The 17,492-nt window shown below is 69.3% G+C and carries 21 protein-coding genes; 5 read left to right on the plus strand and 16 right to left on the minus strand.

Annotation, left to right across the window (positions count from 1 at the left end; genetic code table 11):
• Positions 1–15: 15 nt before the first annotated feature.
• Entirely contained in the window at positions 16–1,614 is a 1,599-nt protein-coding gene (locus tag ACGFIO_RS00985; RefSeq protein WP_392820343.1) for an alpha/beta hydrolase, read from the plus strand.
• 3 nt (positions 1,615–1,617) lie between these two features.
• On the opposite strand, the gene ACGFIO_RS00990 is transcribed toward ACGFIO_RS00985, so the two are convergent.
• The gene (locus ACGFIO_RS00990; protein WP_392820346.1) at positions 1,618–2,205 is read right to left on the minus strand and encodes a TetR family transcriptional regulator; all 588 of its coding nucleotides are present in this window, start codon (positions 2,203–2,205) and stop codon (positions 1,618–1,620) included.
• 52 nt (positions 2,206–2,257) lie between these two features.
• Here ACGFIO_RS00990 and ACGFIO_RS00995 point away from each other — a divergent pair, with 52 nt between their 5' ends.
• Positions 2,258–2,704 (plus strand): SRPBCC family protein, encoded by a 447-nt coding sequence (locus tag ACGFIO_RS00995; protein WP_392820348.1) that lies wholly within the window; start codon positions 2,258–2,260, stop codon positions 2,702–2,704.
• Between the two features lie 83 nt (positions 2,705–2,787).
• Here ACGFIO_RS00995 and ACGFIO_RS01000 read toward each other — a convergent pair whose 3' ends face one another.
• On the minus strand, positions 2,788–3,636 hold the full coding sequence (locus ACGFIO_RS01000; RefSeq protein ID WP_392820350.1) for a 3-hydroxyacyl-CoA dehydrogenase family protein: 849 nt from the start codon (positions 3,634–3,636) through the stop codon (positions 2,788–2,790).
• A gap of 105 nt (positions 3,637–3,741) precedes the next feature.
• On the opposite strand from ACGFIO_RS01000, the gene ACGFIO_RS01005 reads away from it, so the two are divergent.
• Positions 3,742–4,080, plus strand: coding sequence for a hypothetical protein (locus tag ACGFIO_RS01005; RefSeq protein ID WP_392820352.1), 339 nt, complete (start codon positions 3,742–3,744; stop codon positions 4,078–4,080).
• A gap of 59 nt (positions 4,081–4,139) precedes the next feature.
• Here the strand turns inward: ACGFIO_RS01005 and murA are convergent, their stop codons facing one another.
• A complete protein-coding gene (murA, locus tag ACGFIO_RS01010; protein ID WP_392820354.1) occupies positions 4,140–5,426 on the minus strand; it encodes a UDP-N-acetylglucosamine 1-carboxyvinyltransferase in 1,287 nt (428 codons plus the stop codon).
• 152 nt (positions 5,427–5,578) lie between these two features.
• Here murA and ACGFIO_RS01015 point away from each other — a divergent pair, with 152 nt between their 5' ends.
• On the plus strand, positions 5,579–6,154 hold the full coding sequence (locus ACGFIO_RS01015; protein WP_392820356.1) for a cob(I)yrinic acid a,c-diamide adenosyltransferase: 576 nt from the start codon (positions 5,579–5,581) through the stop codon (positions 6,152–6,154).
• Complete coding sequence (locus tag ACGFIO_RS01020) at positions 6,151–6,543, plus strand: VOC family protein (RefSeq protein WP_392820358.1); 393 nt, start codon at positions 6,151–6,153, stop codon at positions 6,541–6,543. The genes ACGFIO_RS01015 and ACGFIO_RS01020 overlap by 4 nt, the downstream gene beginning before the upstream one ends.
• On the opposite strand, the gene ACGFIO_RS01025 is transcribed toward ACGFIO_RS01020, so the two are convergent.
• The 13 genes from ACGFIO_RS01025 to glyA form a co-directional block, all read right to left on the minus strand.
• Positions 6,507–6,983 (minus strand): DUF2550 domain-containing protein, encoded by a 477-nt coding sequence (locus ACGFIO_RS01025; RefSeq protein ID WP_392820361.1) that lies wholly within the window; start codon positions 6,981–6,983, stop codon positions 6,507–6,509. The genes ACGFIO_RS01020 and ACGFIO_RS01025 overlap by 37 nt on opposite strands.
• A 7-nt stretch (positions 6,984–6,990) precedes the next feature.
• Positions 6,991–7,272 (minus strand): F0F1 ATP synthase subunit epsilon, encoded by a 282-nt coding sequence (locus ACGFIO_RS01030; RefSeq protein WP_392820364.1) that lies wholly within the window; start codon positions 7,270–7,272, stop codon positions 6,991–6,993.
• Between the two features lie 56 nt (positions 7,273–7,328).
• Entirely contained in the window at positions 7,329–8,462 is a 1,134-nt protein-coding gene (locus ACGFIO_RS01035; protein WP_392820366.1) for an LCP family protein, read from the minus strand.
• A gap of 161 nt (positions 8,463–8,623) precedes the next feature.
• Entirely contained in the window at positions 8,624–10,066 is a 1,443-nt protein-coding gene (gene atpD / locus ACGFIO_RS01040; protein ID WP_392820369.1) for a F0F1 ATP synthase subunit beta, read from the minus strand.
• The gene (locus ACGFIO_RS01045; RefSeq protein WP_392820370.1) at positions 10,066–10,995 is read right to left on the minus strand and encodes a F0F1 ATP synthase subunit gamma; all 930 of its coding nucleotides are present in this window, start codon (positions 10,993–10,995) and stop codon (positions 10,066–10,068) included. Before ACGFIO_RS01045 ends, atpD begins: the two co-directional genes overlap by 1 nt.
• 2 nt (positions 10,996–10,997) lie before the next feature.
• Entirely contained in the window at positions 10,998–12,644 is a 1,647-nt protein-coding gene (gene atpA, locus ACGFIO_RS01050) for a F0F1 ATP synthase subunit alpha (RefSeq protein WP_392820373.1), read from the minus strand.
• 59 nt (positions 12,645–12,703) lie between these two features.
• A complete protein-coding gene (locus ACGFIO_RS01055) occupies positions 12,704–13,525 on the minus strand; it encodes a F0F1 ATP synthase subunit delta (protein WP_392822517.1) in 822 nt (273 codons plus the stop codon).
• Entirely contained in the window at positions 13,522–14,064 is a 543-nt protein-coding gene (locus ACGFIO_RS01060; RefSeq protein ID WP_392822518.1) for a F0F1 ATP synthase subunit B, read from the minus strand. The genes ACGFIO_RS01055 and ACGFIO_RS01060 overlap by 4 nt, the downstream gene beginning before the upstream one ends.
• A 38-nt stretch (positions 14,065–14,102) precedes the next feature.
• The gene (locus ACGFIO_RS01065; RefSeq protein WP_392820376.1) at positions 14,103–14,330 is read right to left on the minus strand and encodes a F0F1 ATP synthase subunit C; all 228 of its coding nucleotides are present in this window, start codon (positions 14,328–14,330) and stop codon (positions 14,103–14,105) included.
• An 85-nt stretch (positions 14,331–14,415) separates the two neighbouring features.
• A complete protein-coding gene (gene atpB / locus ACGFIO_RS01070) occupies positions 14,416–15,207 on the minus strand; it encodes a F0F1 ATP synthase subunit A (RefSeq protein WP_392820379.1) in 792 nt (263 codons plus the stop codon).
• Between the two features lie 16 nt (positions 15,208–15,223).
• A complete protein-coding gene (locus tag ACGFIO_RS01075) occupies positions 15,224–15,358 on the minus strand; it encodes a hypothetical protein (RefSeq protein WP_392820382.1) in 135 nt (44 codons plus the stop codon).
• Positions 15,359–15,665: 307 nt separating this feature from the next.
• On the minus strand, positions 15,666–16,196 hold the full coding sequence (locus ACGFIO_RS01080) for a hypothetical protein (protein WP_392820384.1): 531 nt from the start codon (positions 16,194–16,196) through the stop codon (positions 15,666–15,668).
• On the minus strand, positions 16,193–17,455 hold the full coding sequence (gene glyA, locus ACGFIO_RS01085; RefSeq protein WP_392820387.1) for a serine hydroxymethyltransferase: 1,263 nt from the start codon (positions 17,453–17,455) through the stop codon (positions 16,193–16,195). Before glyA ends, ACGFIO_RS01080 begins: the two co-directional genes overlap by 4 nt.
• Positions 17,456–17,492: the final 37 nt, after the last annotated feature.

The raw sequence follows: 17,492 nt of genomic DNA on the forward strand, positions 1-17,492 counted from the left end.
TCGACTCACGTCAGTATGAGGATTGATTCTTCGTACGCCTTGTCCCGCGTACCCCGGCTTCTGACCGCCGCGCTGGCCGGCCTGGCGCTGGCCGGCGGTGCCGCGGTTCCCGTCCGAGCCGCGGCTGCCGCTCCGGCACCGCCGGTTGATGCCGTTCCGACCCCGGTGCTCGACTGGCGTCCGTGCCACGACATCGCCGAGTGCGCCACGGTGCGGCTCCCGCTCGACTATGACGAGCCCACCGGCGAGACCGTCGGGGTCGGTGTGTTGCGGGTCAGGGCCAGGGACCAGGCGCACCGGATCGGCAGCCTCTTCGTCAACCCGGGCGGGCTGGGCAACCCGGCGACGGCATTGGCGCTGAGCGCACCGACTCTTCTCAGCGGGCCGCTGCTGGACCGGTTCGACATCGTCGGCGTCGACCCGCGCGGCGTCGGCTCCAGCGAGCATCTCGACTGCTTCACCTCCGCCGCGGACCGGGCCGAGGTGCTCGACCTGCTCAGCGTGCCGTTCCCCGTCACGCGGGCCGAAACCGATGATTACCTACGCGGTTCGCGACTGCTCGGCCAGGCCTGCTCCACCACCGGTCGCCGGCTCGCCGGCTCGGTGTCCACCGCCGAGACCGCCCAGGACATGGACGTCATCCGGCGGGCGGTCGGCGATGAGAAGCTCACCTACTACGGGCGGAGCTACGGCAGCCAGCTCGGGCAGGTCTACGCCAACATGTTCCCGGACCGGTTCCGCGCGCTGGCCGTGGACGGCACGTTCGACCCGACCGCGTGGGTCGGCCGGACCACCCGGGTGATCTTCGACGAACGGGCCCACTTCTCCAACGGCACCTACCGGACGCTGATCGAGGTGCTACGACGCTGCGACACGGCCGGAGAACGCTATTGCGTGTTCGCGGCCGGCGACCCGGTGCGGAACTTCGATTCGATCGCCCGCCGCCTCCGGCACCGGTCCCTGGTGTTCGACGGCGGGACGATGACCTACGCCGAGTTCGTCATGGCCACCTCGACCTCGCTCTTCAGGCCGGACGCCGGAGCGCGAGTGACCCGGATAGCGGCGGACGTCCGGACCGCCCTCGATGACGGCCCGGACCCCGCGACGGCCGAGCGGCTCCGCGCCGTGGTGGCCGCCGTGCGCGCCGTCGCGGACGACAACATGACGGAAGCCGGTAAGGCGCTCCAGTGCACCGACGGCCTGTACCCGGCCGACGTGGCGAGCTGGCCGGCCGCCGTCGCCGCGCGGAACCGTCAGGCACCGTATTTCGGGAGCGTCTGGGGCTGGTTCGACAGTGTGTGCGCCCGCGGCACCTGGACCGTGCGCGACGAGGACGCGTACACCGGCCCCTTCAACCGCCGGACCGAGGCACCGGTCCTCATCGTGGGCGCCATCCATGACCCCGGAACCAACTATCGCGGGGCGGTGGCGGCCAGCCTGCTGCTCCCCCACTCGACGCTGCTGACCAGCAACAACTGGGGCCACACGAGCTATGGCCGGGGTCCATGCGTCACCGCGCGGATCGACGCGTACCTGCTCAGCGGCGAACCACCGACCGGCGGCGCCACCGTCTGCACCGACGCACCGCAACCTTTCCTCGAGCCGTTGCCGTAGCCGTCAGTGGGCCGGCGGTTCCGGTCGGGCGGCCAGCCCGGTGGCGACCTGGTCGAGCATGGCGCGAACCTGGGCTGTGCGGGTGGGAGCGGGGTCGTCGACGTTCCAGTGGTGGACTGCTGTGCCCAAGGCTGTGACCGCTACGTTGACAGTCAGCATGACCTCGGGCTCGGTCAGGTCGGGGTGGCGGCGCAGGGACCACTCGCTGAGGTCGGCGACCAGGCGGCCGGTCATCGGGCGGGCCGAGCGGGTCAGGGTCGGCGAGCCGGGCTTGAGCCGCAGGTGCTTGACGATCTCGGCCTCGAACTCGATCAGGTAGCCCTCGATGACCGCCACCACCGAGTCCCACAGCGGCTCGCCGGCCGGCCGTTCGTCCATCAGCCGGCGCTGGAACTCGGCCTCGTGGGCGCCGTAGGTGACGACCACCGCTTCCTTGTTCTCGAAGTAGTTGAAGAACGTGCCCCGGGCCACGCCGGCCGCGGCGACGATGTCGTTCACGCTGACCGCGTCGAAACCACGTTTCTCGAACAGGGCCAGCGCGGCGGCCCGGATCGCCTCCCAGGTTTCCCGTTTCTTCCGATCGCGCTGCACGTTCCCACCCTACAGTTTTGTACTCGGTACAAGTTTTCCCTACGGTGGGCCGATGCGAACGATCGAGATCGTCACCGACATCGCCGCCTCGCCGACACGGGTGTGGCAGATCCTCACCGACTTCCCGGCCTATCCGCGCTGGACCACCTACATCCAGGAGCTGGCCGGGGAGGCCCGGGTGGGCACGAAGATCAAGGTGGTCCTCGGCCCACCGGACCGGCGCCCGTACGTCGTCCACGCCCCGGTCCTCGAGGCGACACCAGGCGTCCGGCTGGCCTGGGCCGCCGTCATCCCCGGCGCGACCTGGCTGCCCTCCGCGATCTACCACGGCGTCCACGAATTCCGGCTGACCGGGCGGCCGGACGGGTCGACCCGCCTCACCCACCGCGAAGAGTTCGGCGGCCTGCTGTCCCGCCTCACGAAGGAGGGCCCGGCCGGCGGTGACGAGGGTTTCGCCGCCTTCAACCGGGCCCTCAAATCCCAGGCCGAAAGGCCTTGAGAAAGGGCGACCGATCACGCACGTGGAGCGAAGCGACCTCGGCGGGAGCGACGGTCAGCACCACCCACCCAGCTACGACATCTCTAGTAGGTGTAAAAGCCCTTTCCCGCCTTGCGGCCGAGGTCGCCCGCCGTGACCATGCGCTGGAGCAGCTCGGGCGGGAAGAACTTGGCGTCACCCGTATCGCGGTGGATGTTGCCGGCCGCGTTCAGCATCACGTCGAGGCCGGTCAGGTCGACCGTGGCCAGCGGGCCCATGGTGTGCCCGAAGCCCAGCTTCATCACCGTGTCGAGGTCGGCGGCCGAGACCACCCCGGACTCGACCAGCTTGATCGCCTCGACCAGGAGCGCGGAGAAGAGCCGGTTGGAGACGAAGCCGGCCACGTCCCGCTTGACCTCGACGCAGGTCTTGCCGACCTCCTCGGCGAAGTCGCGCGCCTCGGCCAGCGTCTCGTCCGAGGTCTGATAGCCCCGCACCAGCTCGACCAGCTTCATCATCGGCACCGGCGAGAAGAAGTGGATGCCGACCACCGACTCGGGACGCTGGGTGACCGCGGCGATCTGGGTGATCGGGATGGCCGAGGTGTTGGTGCCGAGGATCGCGCCGGCCTTGCAGATCTTGTCGAGCTGACGGAACACGTCGTGCTTGGCCTCGACCCGCTCGAAGATGGCCTCGACCACGATGTCGGCGTCGGCCGCCGCGTCCAGGTCGGTGGTCGTGGTGATCCGGCCCAGTGTCGCCTCGGCGTCCTCCTCGGTGATCTTCCCCTTGGCCGTGAACCGGGACAGTGAGTCACGGATCGCCGCCAGGCCACGGGCGGTGGCGGCGTCGTCGACGTCGCGCATCGTCACCTGCCAGCCGGCCTGCGCCGACACCTGAGCTATACCGGAACCCATCAGACCCGACCCGATGACCGCGAGCCGACCCGCCATGTCCAGCCTCCTTGTTGAGCCACGCCTGCTCCTTAACGCAGGCTCAGCCACTCTATCGAGTCAATTCTTCGGAAAATCGCCGATCTCCGGTGCCAGACTGTGCCCATGGCCCCGAGCGACGGCTGGTACCTCTTCGGACCGCTGCTTGCCGTTGCCCTGGTGGCCCTGCTCGGCGTGGTCTTCTGGCGGCTCGGGCTGTCCTGGATCGATCAGGCCGACGACCCGTACGGCGGCCTGTCGATCTTTTCCGACCCGTTCGACACCGACGACTTCGGCCTGCTCTGTCCGGCCGCCGTCACCGACACCACCGGGGAGGCGGACGACATCCGGATGCTGCTCGCCGACGCGGGGATCCGGTCGACCCAGGGCATGCGGCGGGACGGACGGATCGCGGTGCTGGTCTTCGCCGAGGAACTGGAAGCCGCCCGCCGCCTGATGCTCTGACAGTGGTAGCCCAGCGTGGCATTCCGGTGCGGAATGCCACGCTGGGCTACCACTGAAGGTCAGAAATCAAAAGACGGCTCGGGTACGTCGGCCCGCTCGACCTCGACGCCCAGGCTGGCCAGGTCGGCGACGAAGTTCGGGTAGCCGCGGTCGACGTGGTGCACCTCGCCCACCTCGGTCACCCCGTCCGCGCACAGCCCGGCGATCACCAGGCCCGCGCCGGCCCGGATGTCGGTCGCCCGCACCGGCGCCCCGGAGAGCCGGGCCCGCCCGCGCACCACCGCATGGTGGCCGTCGGTCCGGATGTCGGCGCCCAGCCGCACCATCTCGTTCACGAACATGAACCGGCCGTCGAAGATGTTCTCGGTGATCAGCGACGAGCCCTCGGCCACCGCGGCCAGCCCCAGCGCCATCGGCAGCAGGTCGGTGGCGAAGCCGGGGAACGGCAGGGTCACGATGTCGACGGCCTTGGGGCGGTCGGCCATGCGGACCCGGAACTGGTTGTCGCCGGGCTCGACCACGGCGCCGGCCGAGACCAGCTTGTCCAGCGCGATGTCGAGGAACTCCGGGCGTACGCCCTGGACGGTCACGTCGCCGCGGGTCATCGCCGCGCCGAACGCCCAGGTGCCGCCGACGATCCGGTCACCCACCGTGGTGTGCCGGACCGGACGCAGCCTGTCCACACCCTCGATCTCCAGCGTCGACGTGCCGGCCCCGGCGATCCGGGCGCCCATCGCGGTGAGCATCTCGCAGATGTCGACGATCTCGGGCTCGCGGGCGGCGTTGTCGATCTCGGTGACGCCCTTGGCCAGCACGGCCGCCATCAGCAGGTTTTCCGTGGCGCCGACGCTCGGGAAGTCGAGCCAGATCTTGGAGCCTTTGAGGCCGGCCGGAGCCGAGGCGATCACGAAGCCGTGCTCGCCGGAGATGTCCGCGCCCATCCGGGCCAGGCCGGACACGTGCATGTCGAGGCCGCGGGAGCCGATCATGTCGCCGCCGGGCAGGGCCACCCGGACGTAGCCGCGGCGGGCCAGCAGCGGGCCGAGCACGCAGATCGAGGCACGCAGCCGGCGGACCAGGTCGTAGTCGGCCTCGCTACCCGGTTCGGCCGGCACGTCGATGTGCGCGCTGGTGCCGTCCAGGGTCACCTGGCAGCCCAGCCGGCGGAGCACCTCGGCCATGATCGCGATGTCGGTGATGCGCGGGACGTTCTCCACGACGCTCTGGCCCTCGGCCAGCAGCGCCACCGCCATCAGCTTGAGCGCCGAGTTCTTGGCGCCGCCGACCGGCACCTCTCCGATGAGGGGGGCGCCGCCCTTGACCCTGATGACATCCACCCGCGCCATGGTAGGGGTCCCACCCCGGGCCGGGGTCCGTAGGGCCTGTCCTGGCGGTCAGCCGAGAGCGCGGCGGGGTCCAGAGCGCGTCTGGCGTCGGCCGCGCTCTGGACCCCGCCGCAGCCCCGGCTGACCGCCAGGACAGGCCCTAAGGTGGAGGGATGGCCGTGCATCTCACCCGCATCTACACCCGCACCGGCGACGCCGGCGAGACCAGGCTGGGCAACAACGAGGTGGCCGCGAAGACCGACCCGCGGATCGTGGCCTACGCCGACACCGACGAGTGCAACGCCGCGGTGGGCGTGGCGCTGGCGTTGGGCAACATCAAGGCCGATGTACGCACGGTGCTGACCGCCGTGCAGAACGATCTGTTCGACGTGGGCGCCGACCTGTGCAACCCGATCGCCGAGGACCCGCCGTACCCGCCGCTGCGGATCACCGAGGCGTACGTGACCCGGCTCGAGGGCTGGTGCGACGAATACCTCGAGGGGCTGCCCGCGCTCGACTCCTTCATCCTGCCCGGCGGCACACCGGGCGCGGCGCTGCTGCACGTGGCCCGGACGGTGGCCCGGCGGGCCGAGCGCTCGGCCTGGGCCCTAGTCAAGGACGACCCGGAGCGGACCAGCGACCTGCCCGCCAAATACCTCAACCGGCTCTCCGACCTGCTGTTCATCCTGTCCCGGACGGCCAACCCGGACGGCGACGTGAAGTGGGTGCCGGGCGGTTCGGCGCGTTGACCCTGCACCACGTCGAGCTCTGGGTGCCCGACCTCGAGGGCGCGTTGACGCCGTGGGGCTGGCTGCTGGGCGAGCTCGGCTACACGGTGTTCCAGCAGTTCGAGGGCGGCCGCTCGTTCCTCAAGGACGGCACCTACCTGGTCCTCGAACAGTCCGCGGCGCTGACCGGCCGGCGGCACGACCGTTGCGCACCCGGTCTCAACCACCTGGCTTTCACCGTCGCCGGCGAAAGCGAGGTCGACCGGCTCAGCGGCCTCTCGGAAACCCACGGCTGGTCGCTGATGTACGCCGACAGGCACCCGCACGCGGGCGGCCCCGAGCACTACGCCGCCTACCTGGAGGACGCCTGGGGTTACGAGGTCGAGCTCTGTGCCGGCCCGCCGAAGTGACGCGGGATCAGCCGGCTGCTGCCGGGCGGACCGGGCGGGCCCGCCTCGAGCCATGAGCTGAACCCGGTGACTGTCGACTCGGCCATCGCGATCTCGACCGGCGAGTCGGGCGTGGTGCAGGCCAGGATGATCGAATCGCCGGGCAGGATGAGCCGCTCGGGGCCCTCGGGGAGGCGGCGGGCGCCGACCGTGAGGGTGCGGCGGTTGAGCACCAGCTTGGGCCGGATCGAAAAGGTGAAGATGCGGTAGAAGCGCATCTCGTCGCCGACGAACTGGGCGACCCCGGCGGACCAGCCACGACCCCGAACCATCGTGGTGACCCGGACCTGTAAGCGAATGGTGCCGCCGCCGGCCATCAGGAGCCGGCGGCGGAAGAAGATCAGGAACAGCAGCGCGAGCAGCGCGGCGACGCAGATTCCGGCAACCTCCAGAATCCGCATCGCGTGGTCAGCGGGACTCGGGCTGAGCGGGCGAGGCGCTCTCGGCCAGGACCGTCACGCCGTCGGCGTCGATCGAGAGGAAGCCGCCGGTCACGTCGTAGGTCAGCTGCTCGCCGCCGGCCAGCTTCACGCGGACCTGTGAGGGCTCCTTGAGCAGGCCCAGCAGCGGTGCGTGGTGGGGCAGCACGCCGATCTCGCCCTCGGTGGTGCGGGCGACGAGCATCTCGGCGTCGCCGGACCAGATCTTCTCCTCCACGGCGACGACCTGGACGTGCAGCTGGTTGGCCACGAGGTCTCCTCAGCTCTCCGGCAGTTACAAACCCTGTCGGGTGAAAGTCTAGGTGGTCAGGCCTTGTTGATGAATTCGGGGTGCTGCAGAAGGAACGTGTCGACCGTCTCATCGCGGATCGAGGCGAAGAACTCGTCGGCCGTGTCGTCCAGCGCCTCACCCTTGTACGACCCGTTGGTGATGACCGAGCGCCCGGGCAGTTTGATCAGCGTCATGTTGGCCGGTCGGATGTTCTTCAGCGCGAACGCCCAGTCGACCACCGAGTTGCCGTTGCCGTCGAAGATCAGCGACTTGCCGGCCGCCTCGAGCACGGCGCCGAGCTTGGCCGGGTCGGTCACCACGTCCTTGCTGAACGCCTGGTCGGCCATCGCCTTGATGAACTGCTGCTGGTGACGCTGCCGGTCGTAGTCGCTGTTCTTGAGGCCGTAGCGCTGCCGGACGTAGTCCAGGGCCTCCCAGCCCTGCAGGTGGTAGGTGCCGGGCTTGTAGGTCTTCTGGGGGCCGGTGTACGGGTGGTCGCAGTTCGACCGCGGGTCACGGCACCGGGCCGAGCGCGGCCGGGGCGAGCCGTCCGGCGCCAGGTGCTCGGACTTGACCAACTCGTCGACGGTCATCGTGACGCCGCCCATGGCGTCCACGATCTTCTTGAAGCCGCCGAAGTTGATGATCGCGCCGGCGTCGAAGGTCTGGATGCCGGTCAGCTTGCTCACGGTCTTGGCCAGCAGGCTGAAGCCCTGCGGCACGTCGTGCTTGCCGTTACCGACCGAACTGCCGTACGACATCGCGGCGTTGATCTTGGAGGTGCCGCCCCGGAAACCGGTCTTGGCGAACGGCGGAATGTCGACGATCAGATCCCGGGGTACGGAGAAGAGGTACGCCTCGCTCATGTCCTGCGGGATGTGCACCACGATGATCGAGTCGGACAGCGGCGCGGTGGTGTCGTTCCGCGGGTCGATGCCGACCAGCAGAATGTTCAGCGGGCCCTTGATGTCGGCTCGCTTGACCGGCGCGCCCGGCTCGACCGGCAGCAGATCGCCGGGCGGGACCGCCCCGTTGACCCGGGCGGTGACCACCTGGGTGGCCACGATCGTGCCGCCGCTGATCACCATCAGGATGCAGCCGAAGATGGCACACAGCCGCGCCCACAACGGCGACTTGCGCTTCTTTCGAGGCTTGTCCGGGTCGGTCACCAGGTCTCCCGCGCTCCAGCGAGTGATACCCGACCACAGTAGCCGCGTAACCTGTGCCGCCCGTGCGCCCATGACCTGGTCAAACGACCCCAACCGGGCCAGGAAACGCAAAAAGCCGCGCCGGACCCCGAGGCCCGGCGCGGCTCTTCGAAAGGGCTGGATCAGCCCTTCATCAGCTCGTGTGCGTTCTTCTCGAGGTCCTCGAGGCCACCGCACATGAAGAAGGCCTGCTCGGGGAAGTGGTCGTACTCCCCCTCGGAGATCTTCTTGAACGCCTCGATGGTCTCCTTCAGCGGGACCGTCGAGCCGGGGACGCCGGTGAACTGCTCGGCGGCGTACGTGTTCTGCGAGAGGAAACGCTCGATGCGGCGAGCCCGCTGCACCGTGACCTTGTCCTCCTCGGAGAGCTCGTCCATACCGAGGATGGCGATGATGTCCTGCAGGTCCTTGTACTTCTGCAGGATCCGCTGCACCTCACGGGCGACCGCGTAGTGCTCGGCGCCGACGTACTCCGGCGCCAGGATCCGCGAGCTGGAGGCCAGCGGGTCCACGGCCGGGTAGATGCCCTTGTCGGAGATCGACCGCTCGAGGTTCGTGGTCGCGTCCAGGTGGGCGAACGTGGTCGCCGGGGCCGGGTCGGTGTAGTCGTCAGCGGGCACGTAGATCGCCTGCAGCGAGGTGATCGCCTTGCCCCGGACCGAGGTGATGCGCTCCTGCAGCTGGCCCATCTCGTCGGCCAGGGTGGGCTGGTAACCCACCGCCGACGGCATGCGGCCCAGCAGCGTCGACACCTCGGAACCGGCCTGGGTGAACCGGAAGATGTTGTCGATGAAGAGCAGCACCTCCTGGTTCTGAACGTCCCGGAAGTACTCGGCCATGGTCAGCGCGGTCAGGGCGACCCGCAGGCGGGTGCCCGGCGGCTCGTCCATCTGGCCGAAGACCAGGGCGGTCTTGTCGAGCACGCCACCCTCGTCCATCTCCAGGATGAGGTCGTTGCCCTCACGGGTGCGCTCGCCGACACCGGCGAACACCGAGGTGCCGCCGAAGTTCCGGGCGACCCGGATGATCATCTCCTGGATGAGCACCGTCTTGCCCACGCCGGCGCCGCCGAACAGGCCGATCTTGCCACCGCGCACGTACGGTGCGAGCAGGTCGAGCACCTTGATGCCGGTCTCCAGCATCTCGGTCTTCGGCTCCAGCGAGGCGAACGGCGGCGGCGGCCGGTGGATCGGCCAGCGCTCCTGGATGTCCAGCGTCGACGGGTCGACGTTGAGCACCTCGCCCAGGGCGTTGAACACGTGGCCCTTGGTCACGTCGCCGACCGGCACCGAGATCGGCTCGCCGGTGTTGCGGACCTCGCTGCCGCGGACCATGCCGTCGGTGGGCTGCATCGAGATCGCCCGGACCAGGTTGTCACCCAGGTGCTGGGCGACCTCCAGGGTCAGGGTGCGGGTGCCCTCGGACAGCGTCACGTCCACGTGCAGGGCGTTGTAGATGTCCGGGATGGCGTCACGGGGGAACTCGGCGTCGACGACCGGGCCGATGACCCGGACGACGCGGCCGACGCCGGTCTCCGTCTTGGTGGGCTCAGCAACAGCAGTCATCACTCATCACTTCCCGCCGCGGCCAGCGCGTTGGCGCCGCCGACGATCTCACTGATTTCCTGGGTGATCGCAGCCTGCCGCGCGGAGTTCATCTCGCGCGTGTACCGCTTGAGCAGGTCGTCCGCGTTGTCGGACGCACTCTTCATGGCCCGCCGGCGCGACGCCGACTCGCTGGCCGCCGAGTCCAGCAACGCCGCGTAGATCCGCGTGTTGAGGTACTTCGGCAGCAGCGCGTCGAGCAGTTCCTCGGCCTCCGGCTCGAACTCGTAGGCCGGACGGAGCCCGGGCTCGCGCTCGTGCTCCTCGACCTGCATCGGCGCCAGGAAATGCGCCTCCGCGGACTGGGTCATGAGCGACTTGAACCGGGTGCTGACGATGTGCAGCTCGTCGACGCCGGGGATGCCGTCCGGGCCGTGCTCCTCGCCGGCGTCGTCGGCGCCGGCCACGAAGGCCTCCAGCAGCGACTCGCCGACCTTCTTGGCGTCGGAGAACGTCGGTCGCTCGGAGAAGCCGGTCCAGCTGGCCGCGATCTCCCGGTTGCGGAACCGGTAGTACCCGGTGCCCTTCCGGCCGATCACGTACAGCGCCACGTCCTTACCGTCCTCGCGCAGCCGGGCGATCAGCTGCTCGCAGGTGCGGATCGCGTTGGCGTTGTAGGCGCCGGCCAGGCCGCGGTCGCTGGTGATCAGCAGGACGCCCGCCCGCCGCACGGTCTCGCGCGGCTTGAGCAGCGGGTTGTCGACCGACGCGTTGGACGCCAGGGCGGTCAGGACCTGGGTGATCGCCTCCGCGTAGGGCTTGGAGGCGTTCACCCGCTCCTGCGCCTTGGCGATCCGGCTGGTGGCCACGAGCTCCTGCGCCTTGGCGATCTTCTTGGTCGACTTGACCGTGCGGATGCGCCGCCGCAGGGCCTGTACCTGACCGGCCATGGCTAGCTCTCGTCCTGGGCCGGCCGGACCTCGCGGGTCACGGTCTCGTGGCTCTGCTCGCCCTCGAGCGGCTTGGCCTCCGGCTCGTTCACCGAGACGCCGGTGTCGCCCTGCTTGAACAGGTCCTTGAACTCGTTGATGCCGGACTGGAGGCTCTCGACGTTGTCGTCGGAGAGCTGACCGGTCGACTCGATGCTGGTCAGCACCTCGCTGCGGTGGCGCTTGAACCAGTCGATCATCTCGCCCTCGAAGCGACGCACGTCGCCGACCGGGATGTCGTCGAGCTGGCCGGTGGTGCCGGCCCAGATCACCAGGACCTCTTCGACCACCGAGTAGGGCGAGTACTGCGGCTGCTTGAGCAGCTCGACCAGGCGCACGCCCTTCTCCAGCTGGGCCCGCGACGCCTTGTCCAGGTCGGAGGCGAAGGCCGAGAAGGCCTCCAGCTCACGGAACTGGGCCAGGTCGAGACGGAGCCGGCCCGACACCGACCGCATCGCCCTCACCTGCGCCGAACCGCCCACCCGGGACACCGAGGTGCCCACGTTGATGGCCGGACGCACACCGGAGGCGAACAGGTCGCCCTCGAGGAAGATCTGGCCGTCGGTGATCGAGATGACGTTGGTCGGGATGTAGGCCGAGATGTCGCCGGCCTTGGTCTCGATGATCGGCAGGCCGGTCATCGAGCCGCCACCCAGGTCGTTGGAGAGCTTGGCGCAGCGCTCCAGCAGCCGGGAGTGCAGGTAGAAGACGTCGCCCGGGTACGCCTCACGGCCCGGCGGGCGGCGCAGCAGCAGCGACACGGCGCGGTAGGCCTCGGCCTGCTTGGTCAGGTCGTCGAAGACGATCAGGACGTGCTTGCCGTTGTACATCCAGTGCTGCCCGATGGACGAGCCGGTGTACGGAGCGATGTACTTGTAACCGGCCGGGTCGGACGCCGGGGAGGCCACGATCGTCGTGTACTCCAGAGCGCCCTGCTCCTCGAGCGTCCCACGGATGCTCGCGATGGTGGAGGCCTTCTGACCGATGGCGACGTAGATGCAGCGAACCTGCTTCTCCGGGTCGCCCGACTCCCAGTTGGCGCGCTGGTTGATGATCGTGTCGAGCGCGACGGTGGTCTTGCCCGTCTTGCGGTCGCCGATGATCAGCTGGCGCTGGCCGCGACCGATCGGCGTCATGGCGTCGATCGCCTTGATGCCGGTCTGCAGCGGCTGCTTCACCGGCTGCCGCGCCATCACGTTCGGCGCCTGCAGCTCGAGCTCGCGGAAGCCCTCGCTCTCGATGTCGCCGCGGTCGTCGATCGGCTCGCCGAGGGCGTTCACGACGCGTCCCAGGAACGCGTCGCCGACCGGCACGGAGAGAACGCGGCCGGTCCGCTTGACCTGCTGCCCCTCCTCGATGCCGGCGAACTCGCCCAGGACCACGACACCCATCTCGCGGATGTCGAGGTTCAGGGCGACACCCAGCGTGCCGTCCTCGAACTCGAGCAATTCGTTCGCCATCGTCGAGGGCAGACCCTCGACGTGCGCGATGCCGTCGCCCGCATCGGAGACGATGCCGACCTCCTCACGGGAGACCTCGGGCGTGTAGGACGAGACGTAGCGCTCTAGCGCCCCCCGGATCTCGTCCGAGGAGATGGTCAGCTCGGCCATCCTCTGCCTTCTCTAGTCAGCTCGGGACGTCGGTCACCGAGGGGAAGTCGGAAAAACGATTACTTGGCGAACGCCTGCTTCGCCTCGGTGAGGCGGCGCAGGATCGTGCCGTCGTAGAGGTCGGAGCCGACCCGGACGCTGACGCCGCCGATGACCCGCGGGTCGACAGCGACCTTCAGCGAGACCTGGCGGCCGTAGATCTCGGACAGTTTGGCGCCGAGGCGGTCCTCGTCGGCGTCGGCCAGCGGCTTGGCGACGGTCACGTAGGCGACCTCACGGTCCCGCTTCGCGGCGGTGAGCTCCACCAACCGGGTCAGCGAGGCCTCGAAGCCCCGGCCGCCGAGGCCCTCGATCGCCACCTCGACGAGTCGGAGCGTGGCCGGCTGGGACTTGCCCTTGAGCAGGTCCTCGACCAGCTTAGCCCGGCGCGGTGCAGCCGCTCCGGGGTCACTGAGCGTGACCGCGAGCGCGGGGTTCCCGCTGACGATCTGCCCGAAGCGGAACAGCTCGTCCTCGACGTCGGCGAGCTTCCCGGACTTGTCGGCGGCGCTGAGCGTCGCGTCCACACCGAGACGTTCGGCCGCGTTGAGCAGCTCGGTCGGCCGCGACCAGCGACCGGCGACGAGCACCGCGAGGGCGTCCACCGCGGTGGCCGACACCTTGCCGCCGAGCAGCGAGACGAGCAGCTCGGACCGATCCTGCCCGGGGCGGGCCGGATCGGTCAGCGCGCGGCGCAGCCGGGGCTCGCCGCGCAGCAGACCGGCCACCGCGAGAATCTCGGCGGCGACCTCGGTCAGCTGCGCGGCCGTGGCCGTGGCGGTGCCGGCGGCGAGCTTTTCCTCCGCCGCGCCGTAGGCCTCGCGGGTGGCGGTCGCCATCAGCGCCGCCCGCCCGTCGAGTCCAGGTCGGAGATGAAGCGGTCGACCGTGCCGCGGCTGCGCGCCTCGTCGGCCAGCGACTCACCGACGATCTTGCTGGCCAGGTCGACGGCCAGCGTGCCGACCTCGGACCGCAGGTCGCGCACGATGCTCTCGCGCTGGGCGGCGAGCTGCTCGCGACCGGCCGCGATGATCCGGTCGGATTCCTCACGAGCCTTGGCCAGGACGTCCTGCCGGATGCCCTCGGCGTCGGCGCGCGCCTCGTCGCGGATGCGAGCCGCCTCGGTGCGAGCCTCGGCGAGCTGCGCGCGGTACTGCTCGAGCAGCGAGTTGGCCTCGGCCTGCGCCTCCTCGGCCCGCTTGATCCCGCCCTCGATCGCGTCGACCCGGGCGCGGAACGTCTCCTCCATGCGGGGGAAGACGAACTTCATCAGGACGAAGCAGACGATCGCGAACGCGATCGTGCCGAGGATGAGTTCCGGGATCAGCGGGACGATCGGGCTGTGCTTGGCCTCCCCGCCCTCAGCGGCCAGGAGGATCAAAGATGACGGCATGAGCACCTCCTAAACGAGGCCGAGGGTCACTGGCCGGACCAGATGAAGCCGAACGCGATGCCCAGCAGGGCGAGAACCTCGACCACGGCGAAGCCGATCCAGAGGAACGGCTGCGTGATGCGGGCCGCCTCGGGCTGGCGAGCGGTCGACTGGATGTAGGCGGCGAAGACCAGGCCCACGCCGACGCCCGGGCCGATGGCCGCGAGGCCGTAACCGATGGCGGCGGTGCTACCCACTACTTCGGCAAGTGCCATTTCGGGATTCCTTCCGAATCTCGCATGAGTGTCATGCGGGACGACAACGGGTGTTACAAGGGAAATCAGGGACCGAGGCGGCGGGTTAGTGCCCCTCGGCGAGCGAGCCTTGGATGTAGCTGGCGGTCAGGACCGTGAACACGTACGCCTGGAGCGCGATGATCGCGAAGTCCAGGAACGTCAGCGCGATCGTCATCAACCAGCTCAGCAGCGAGACCGGCGCGAGCAGCACGTTGGAATTGATCATCGCGAACCCGCCGAGCGTAAACACCAGCAGCAGCATGTGACCCGCGAACATGTTCGCGAAGAGCCGGATGGCCAGCGAGAACGGCCGGACGATGAAGTTCGAGAAGAACTCGATCGGCACCAGGATCGGCAGGATGAACCACGGCGCCGGCGGGACCAGGGCGATCTTCAGGTAGCCGATGCCGTGCCGCTTGAACCCGAGGTAGATGAACATCACCCAGCTGATGATGGCCAGGATGATCGGGAAGGCGATGTGCGAGTTCGGCGAGATCTGGAAGAACGGGATGATGCCCCAGATGTTCATCATGAAGATGAAGCAGAACAGGGTGGCCAGGTAGGGCGCGAAGCGCAGGCCTTCCTTGCCGATCATCTCGACCGCGATGTTGTTGCGCACGAACCCGTAGGCCGACTCGGCCAGCCACTGCGCCTTGGTCGGTACCAGCTTGGGCTTGCGGTACGCGACCAGGAAGAAAATGATCAGGATGGCTACCGAGAGCCACAGCATCAGCGTGATCTTGGTGAACCACTCGCCGTGGCCACCCCAGGGCACGATGCTGGGCAGGTAGAAGTCCTCCACCGTCGGCGGGAACGGAACATCCGCCGCGAGGACAGTCAACGTCTGACCGGTCACCAGAAGCCCTTCCAGGTCAGGCGCCGAGCCGGCGCGCAATGAGGTAGACACCCGCGGCCCCGCCGATCACCGCGCCGATTCCCATCGCGATGCCCTTGGTGCCGAGCAGGTAGTGGTCCACCAGCCAGCCGATCCCGCCCCAGACGAGCATCCCCCCGATGAGGTAACTGACCGCTGTCCAACCGGCGCTCGAACCAGGCGGCGGTGGGGCGTCGTCCCTCGGGGGTTCTGCTGGGGGCTGCTGACCGGCCATGACGGGAGAAAGATATCAGTGTGAAACAGGAGCCTAGCCAGGACCCCCCAGGCAACGTGATGTTGTCCGGGCGCGGGTCGGCGCTCAACTGGAGCGAGACAGTACTCCTGCCCGGCAAGCCGACGCCACGAGTGACGCGCATCTGTCACCAAATCGGGCGTGGAGAATCCCCCATTGGCCTGCCGAAACGCACTAATCCGGGAGATCACGGGGTACGTTGCCGCGCGATCCGGCTCAGCCAGAAGATCTGCACGCCGGTCAGCAGCACCGCGCCGGCGGCGATCGACCAGGCCATCGCTTTACCGCCCGGCCACTCGGCGTTCGCCACCGCGATCATCAGGAACACGATCAATGCGTACTTGATCACATAGGCGGCCAGGCCGACCGGCATCACCAGCTGCGGCCGGATCACGTCGGCCCAGGCGATCACCAGCGTCGTGATGCTCACCCCGATCGTCACCACGAGCATGCCGGCCGCGGCGCCCAGCGCGGTGGTGGCCCCGCCGATCAGGAAGCCGGCGGAGGCCGCGCAGAGCACCAGCGCGAAGCCCACGGCCAGGACGAACGGCAGGTGCTCGATGCGCCAGCGCGGGTCGTCCGGCAGCGGCGGCAGGTCGGGCAGCGGGCGATCATCGTCCTCGTCGTCCTGGTCCTTGCCCAGGATCGTGCGGAAGACACCGGCCGGTACGCGCTGCGCCGGCACGGCCTCCTCGAGGTCGTGGTCCTTCTCGGTCATGCGAACACTTCCTGCCGTCCGTAGGCGGGAAAGTCTCGCACGAGCTCGGCGACCTCGTCGGCGACAGCGCCCGGTTCGTCCCGGACGGCCCGGCCGATCAGACCGGCGATCCGCCGCATCTCACCCTCCCGCATGCCCTGGGTGGTGACGCACGGCGTGCCCACCCGGATCCCGGAGGCCACGGTCGGCAGCTCCGGGTCGTACGGGATCGCATTCTTGTTCAGCGTGATCCGGGCCCGGTCACAGCGTCCCTCGGCGGTGGAACCGCTCACCCCGAGCTCGCGCAGGTCGGCCAGGGCGAGGTGGGTGTCGGTGCCGCCGGCGACCGGGCGCATCCCCTCGGCGGCCAGACCCTCGGCCAGCGCCCGGGCGTTGGCGACGACCTGCCCGGCGTACCCGCGGAACTCCGGCTGCGACGCCTCCCGCAAGGCGACCGCCTTGGCCGCGATCACGTGCATCATCGGGCCACCCTGGGTGAACGGGAAGACCGCCTTGTCCACCCGCCGGGCCAGCTCGGCGCGGCACAGGATCATGCCGCCGCGCGGGCCGCGAAGCACCTTGTGGGTGGTGCAGGTGACCACGTCGGCGTGCGGGACCGGCGAGGGTACGGCCAGGCCGGCGACCAGCCCGATGAGATGCGCGGCGTCCACCATGAGATAGGCGCCCACCTCGTCGGCGATCGACCGGAAGGCGGCGAAGTCGATCAGCCGCGGGTACGCCGTGGCCCCGCAGATGATCAGCGCCGGCCGGTGGGCCAGGGCCAGGTCGCGCACCTCGTCGTAGTCGATCAGCTCGGTGTCCGGGCGGACCGGGTACCCGACGTGGTGGAACCACTTGCCGGAGAAGTTGACCCGGCTCCCGTGGCTGAGGTGGCCGCCGTGCGGCAGGTCCATGGCCAGCACCGTGTCGCCCGGCTGGACCAGGGCGGCGTACGCGGCCAGGTTCGCCGCCGTGCCGGAATGCGGCTGCAGGTTCGCGTGCTCGGCCCCGAAGAGCTCCCTGGCCCGGCGTACGCCCAGCTCCTCGGCCTGATCCACCTGGCCGCAGCCGCCGTAGTAGCGCGCCCCCGGATACCCCTCGGCGTACTTGTTGGTCAGCGTCGAGCCGAGCGCCGCGAGCACGGCCGGCGACGTGAAGTTCTCGCTGGCGATCAGCTGCAGGCCGGAGCGCTGCCGGTCGAGCTCACCGAGCACGATCGCCGCGATCTCCGGGTCGGTCCGCCCGAGCATGTCGAAGTCGGGACCCCAGAACGCGTCCATCAACCCGCTCCCTCGAACGGCCTCGTCGCCTTTCCGC

The organism is Actinoplanes sp. NPDC049265 (assembly GCF_043197135.1).
Lineage (GTDB): Bacteria > Actinomycetota > Actinomycetes > Mycobacteriales > Micromonosporaceae > Actinoplanes.

What these genes read in the sequence shown, in the direction of transcription:
- glyA (WP_392820387.1), bottom strand. Translation starts at nt 17,455, where the DNA reads ATGGACGCGTTCTGGGGTCCCGACTTCGACATGCTCGGGCGGACCGAC.
- ACGFIO_RS00985 (WP_392820343.1), top strand. Translation starts at nt 16, where the DNA reads ATGAGGATTGATTCTTCGTACGCCTTGTCCCGCGTACCCCGGCTTCTG.
- ACGFIO_RS01005 (WP_392820352.1), top strand. Translation starts at nt 3,742, where the DNA reads ATGGCCCCGAGCGACGGCTGGTACCTCTTCGGACCGCTGCTTGCCGTT.
- murA (WP_392820354.1), bottom strand. Translation starts at nt 5,426, where the DNA reads ATGGCGCGGGTGGATGTCATCAGGGTCAAGGGCGGCGCCCCCCTCATC.
- ACGFIO_RS01045 (WP_392820370.1), bottom strand. Translation starts at nt 10,995, where the DNA reads ATGGCCGGTCAGGTACAGGCCCTGCGGCGGCGCATCCGCACGGTCAAG.
- atpD (WP_392820369.1), bottom strand. Translation starts at nt 10,066, where the DNA reads ATGACTGCTGTTGCTGAGCCCACCAAGACGGAGACCGGCGTCGGCCGC.
- ACGFIO_RS01065 (WP_392820376.1), bottom strand. Translation starts at nt 14,330, where the DNA reads ATGGCACTTGCCGAAGTAGTGGGTAGCACCGCCGCCATCGGTTACGGC.
- ACGFIO_RS01080 (WP_392820384.1), bottom strand. Translation starts at nt 16,196, where the DNA reads ATGACCGAGAAGGACCACGACCTCGAGGAGGCCGTGCCGGCGCAGCGC.
- atpA (WP_392820373.1), bottom strand. Translation starts at nt 12,644, where the DNA reads ATGGCCGAGCTGACCATCTCCTCGGACGAGATCCGGGGGGCGCTAGAG.
- ACGFIO_RS01075 (WP_392820382.1), bottom strand. Translation starts at nt 15,358, where the DNA reads ATGCTCGTCTGGGGCGGGATCGGCTGGCTGGTGGACCACTACCTGCTC.
- ACGFIO_RS01015 (WP_392820356.1), top strand. Translation starts at nt 5,579, where the DNA reads ATGGCCGTGCATCTCACCCGCATCTACACCCGCACCGGCGACGCCGGC.
- ACGFIO_RS01000 (WP_392820350.1), bottom strand. Translation starts at nt 3,636, where the DNA reads ATGGCGGGTCGGCTCGCGGTCATCGGGTCGGGTCTGATGGGTTCCGGT.
- ACGFIO_RS00995 (WP_392820348.1), top strand. Translation starts at nt 2,258, where the DNA reads ATGCGAACGATCGAGATCGTCACCGACATCGCCGCCTCGCCGACACGG.
- ACGFIO_RS01025 (WP_392820361.1), bottom strand. Translation starts at nt 6,983, where the DNA reads ATGCGGATTCTGGAGGTTGCCGGAATCTGCGTCGCCGCGCTGCTCGCG.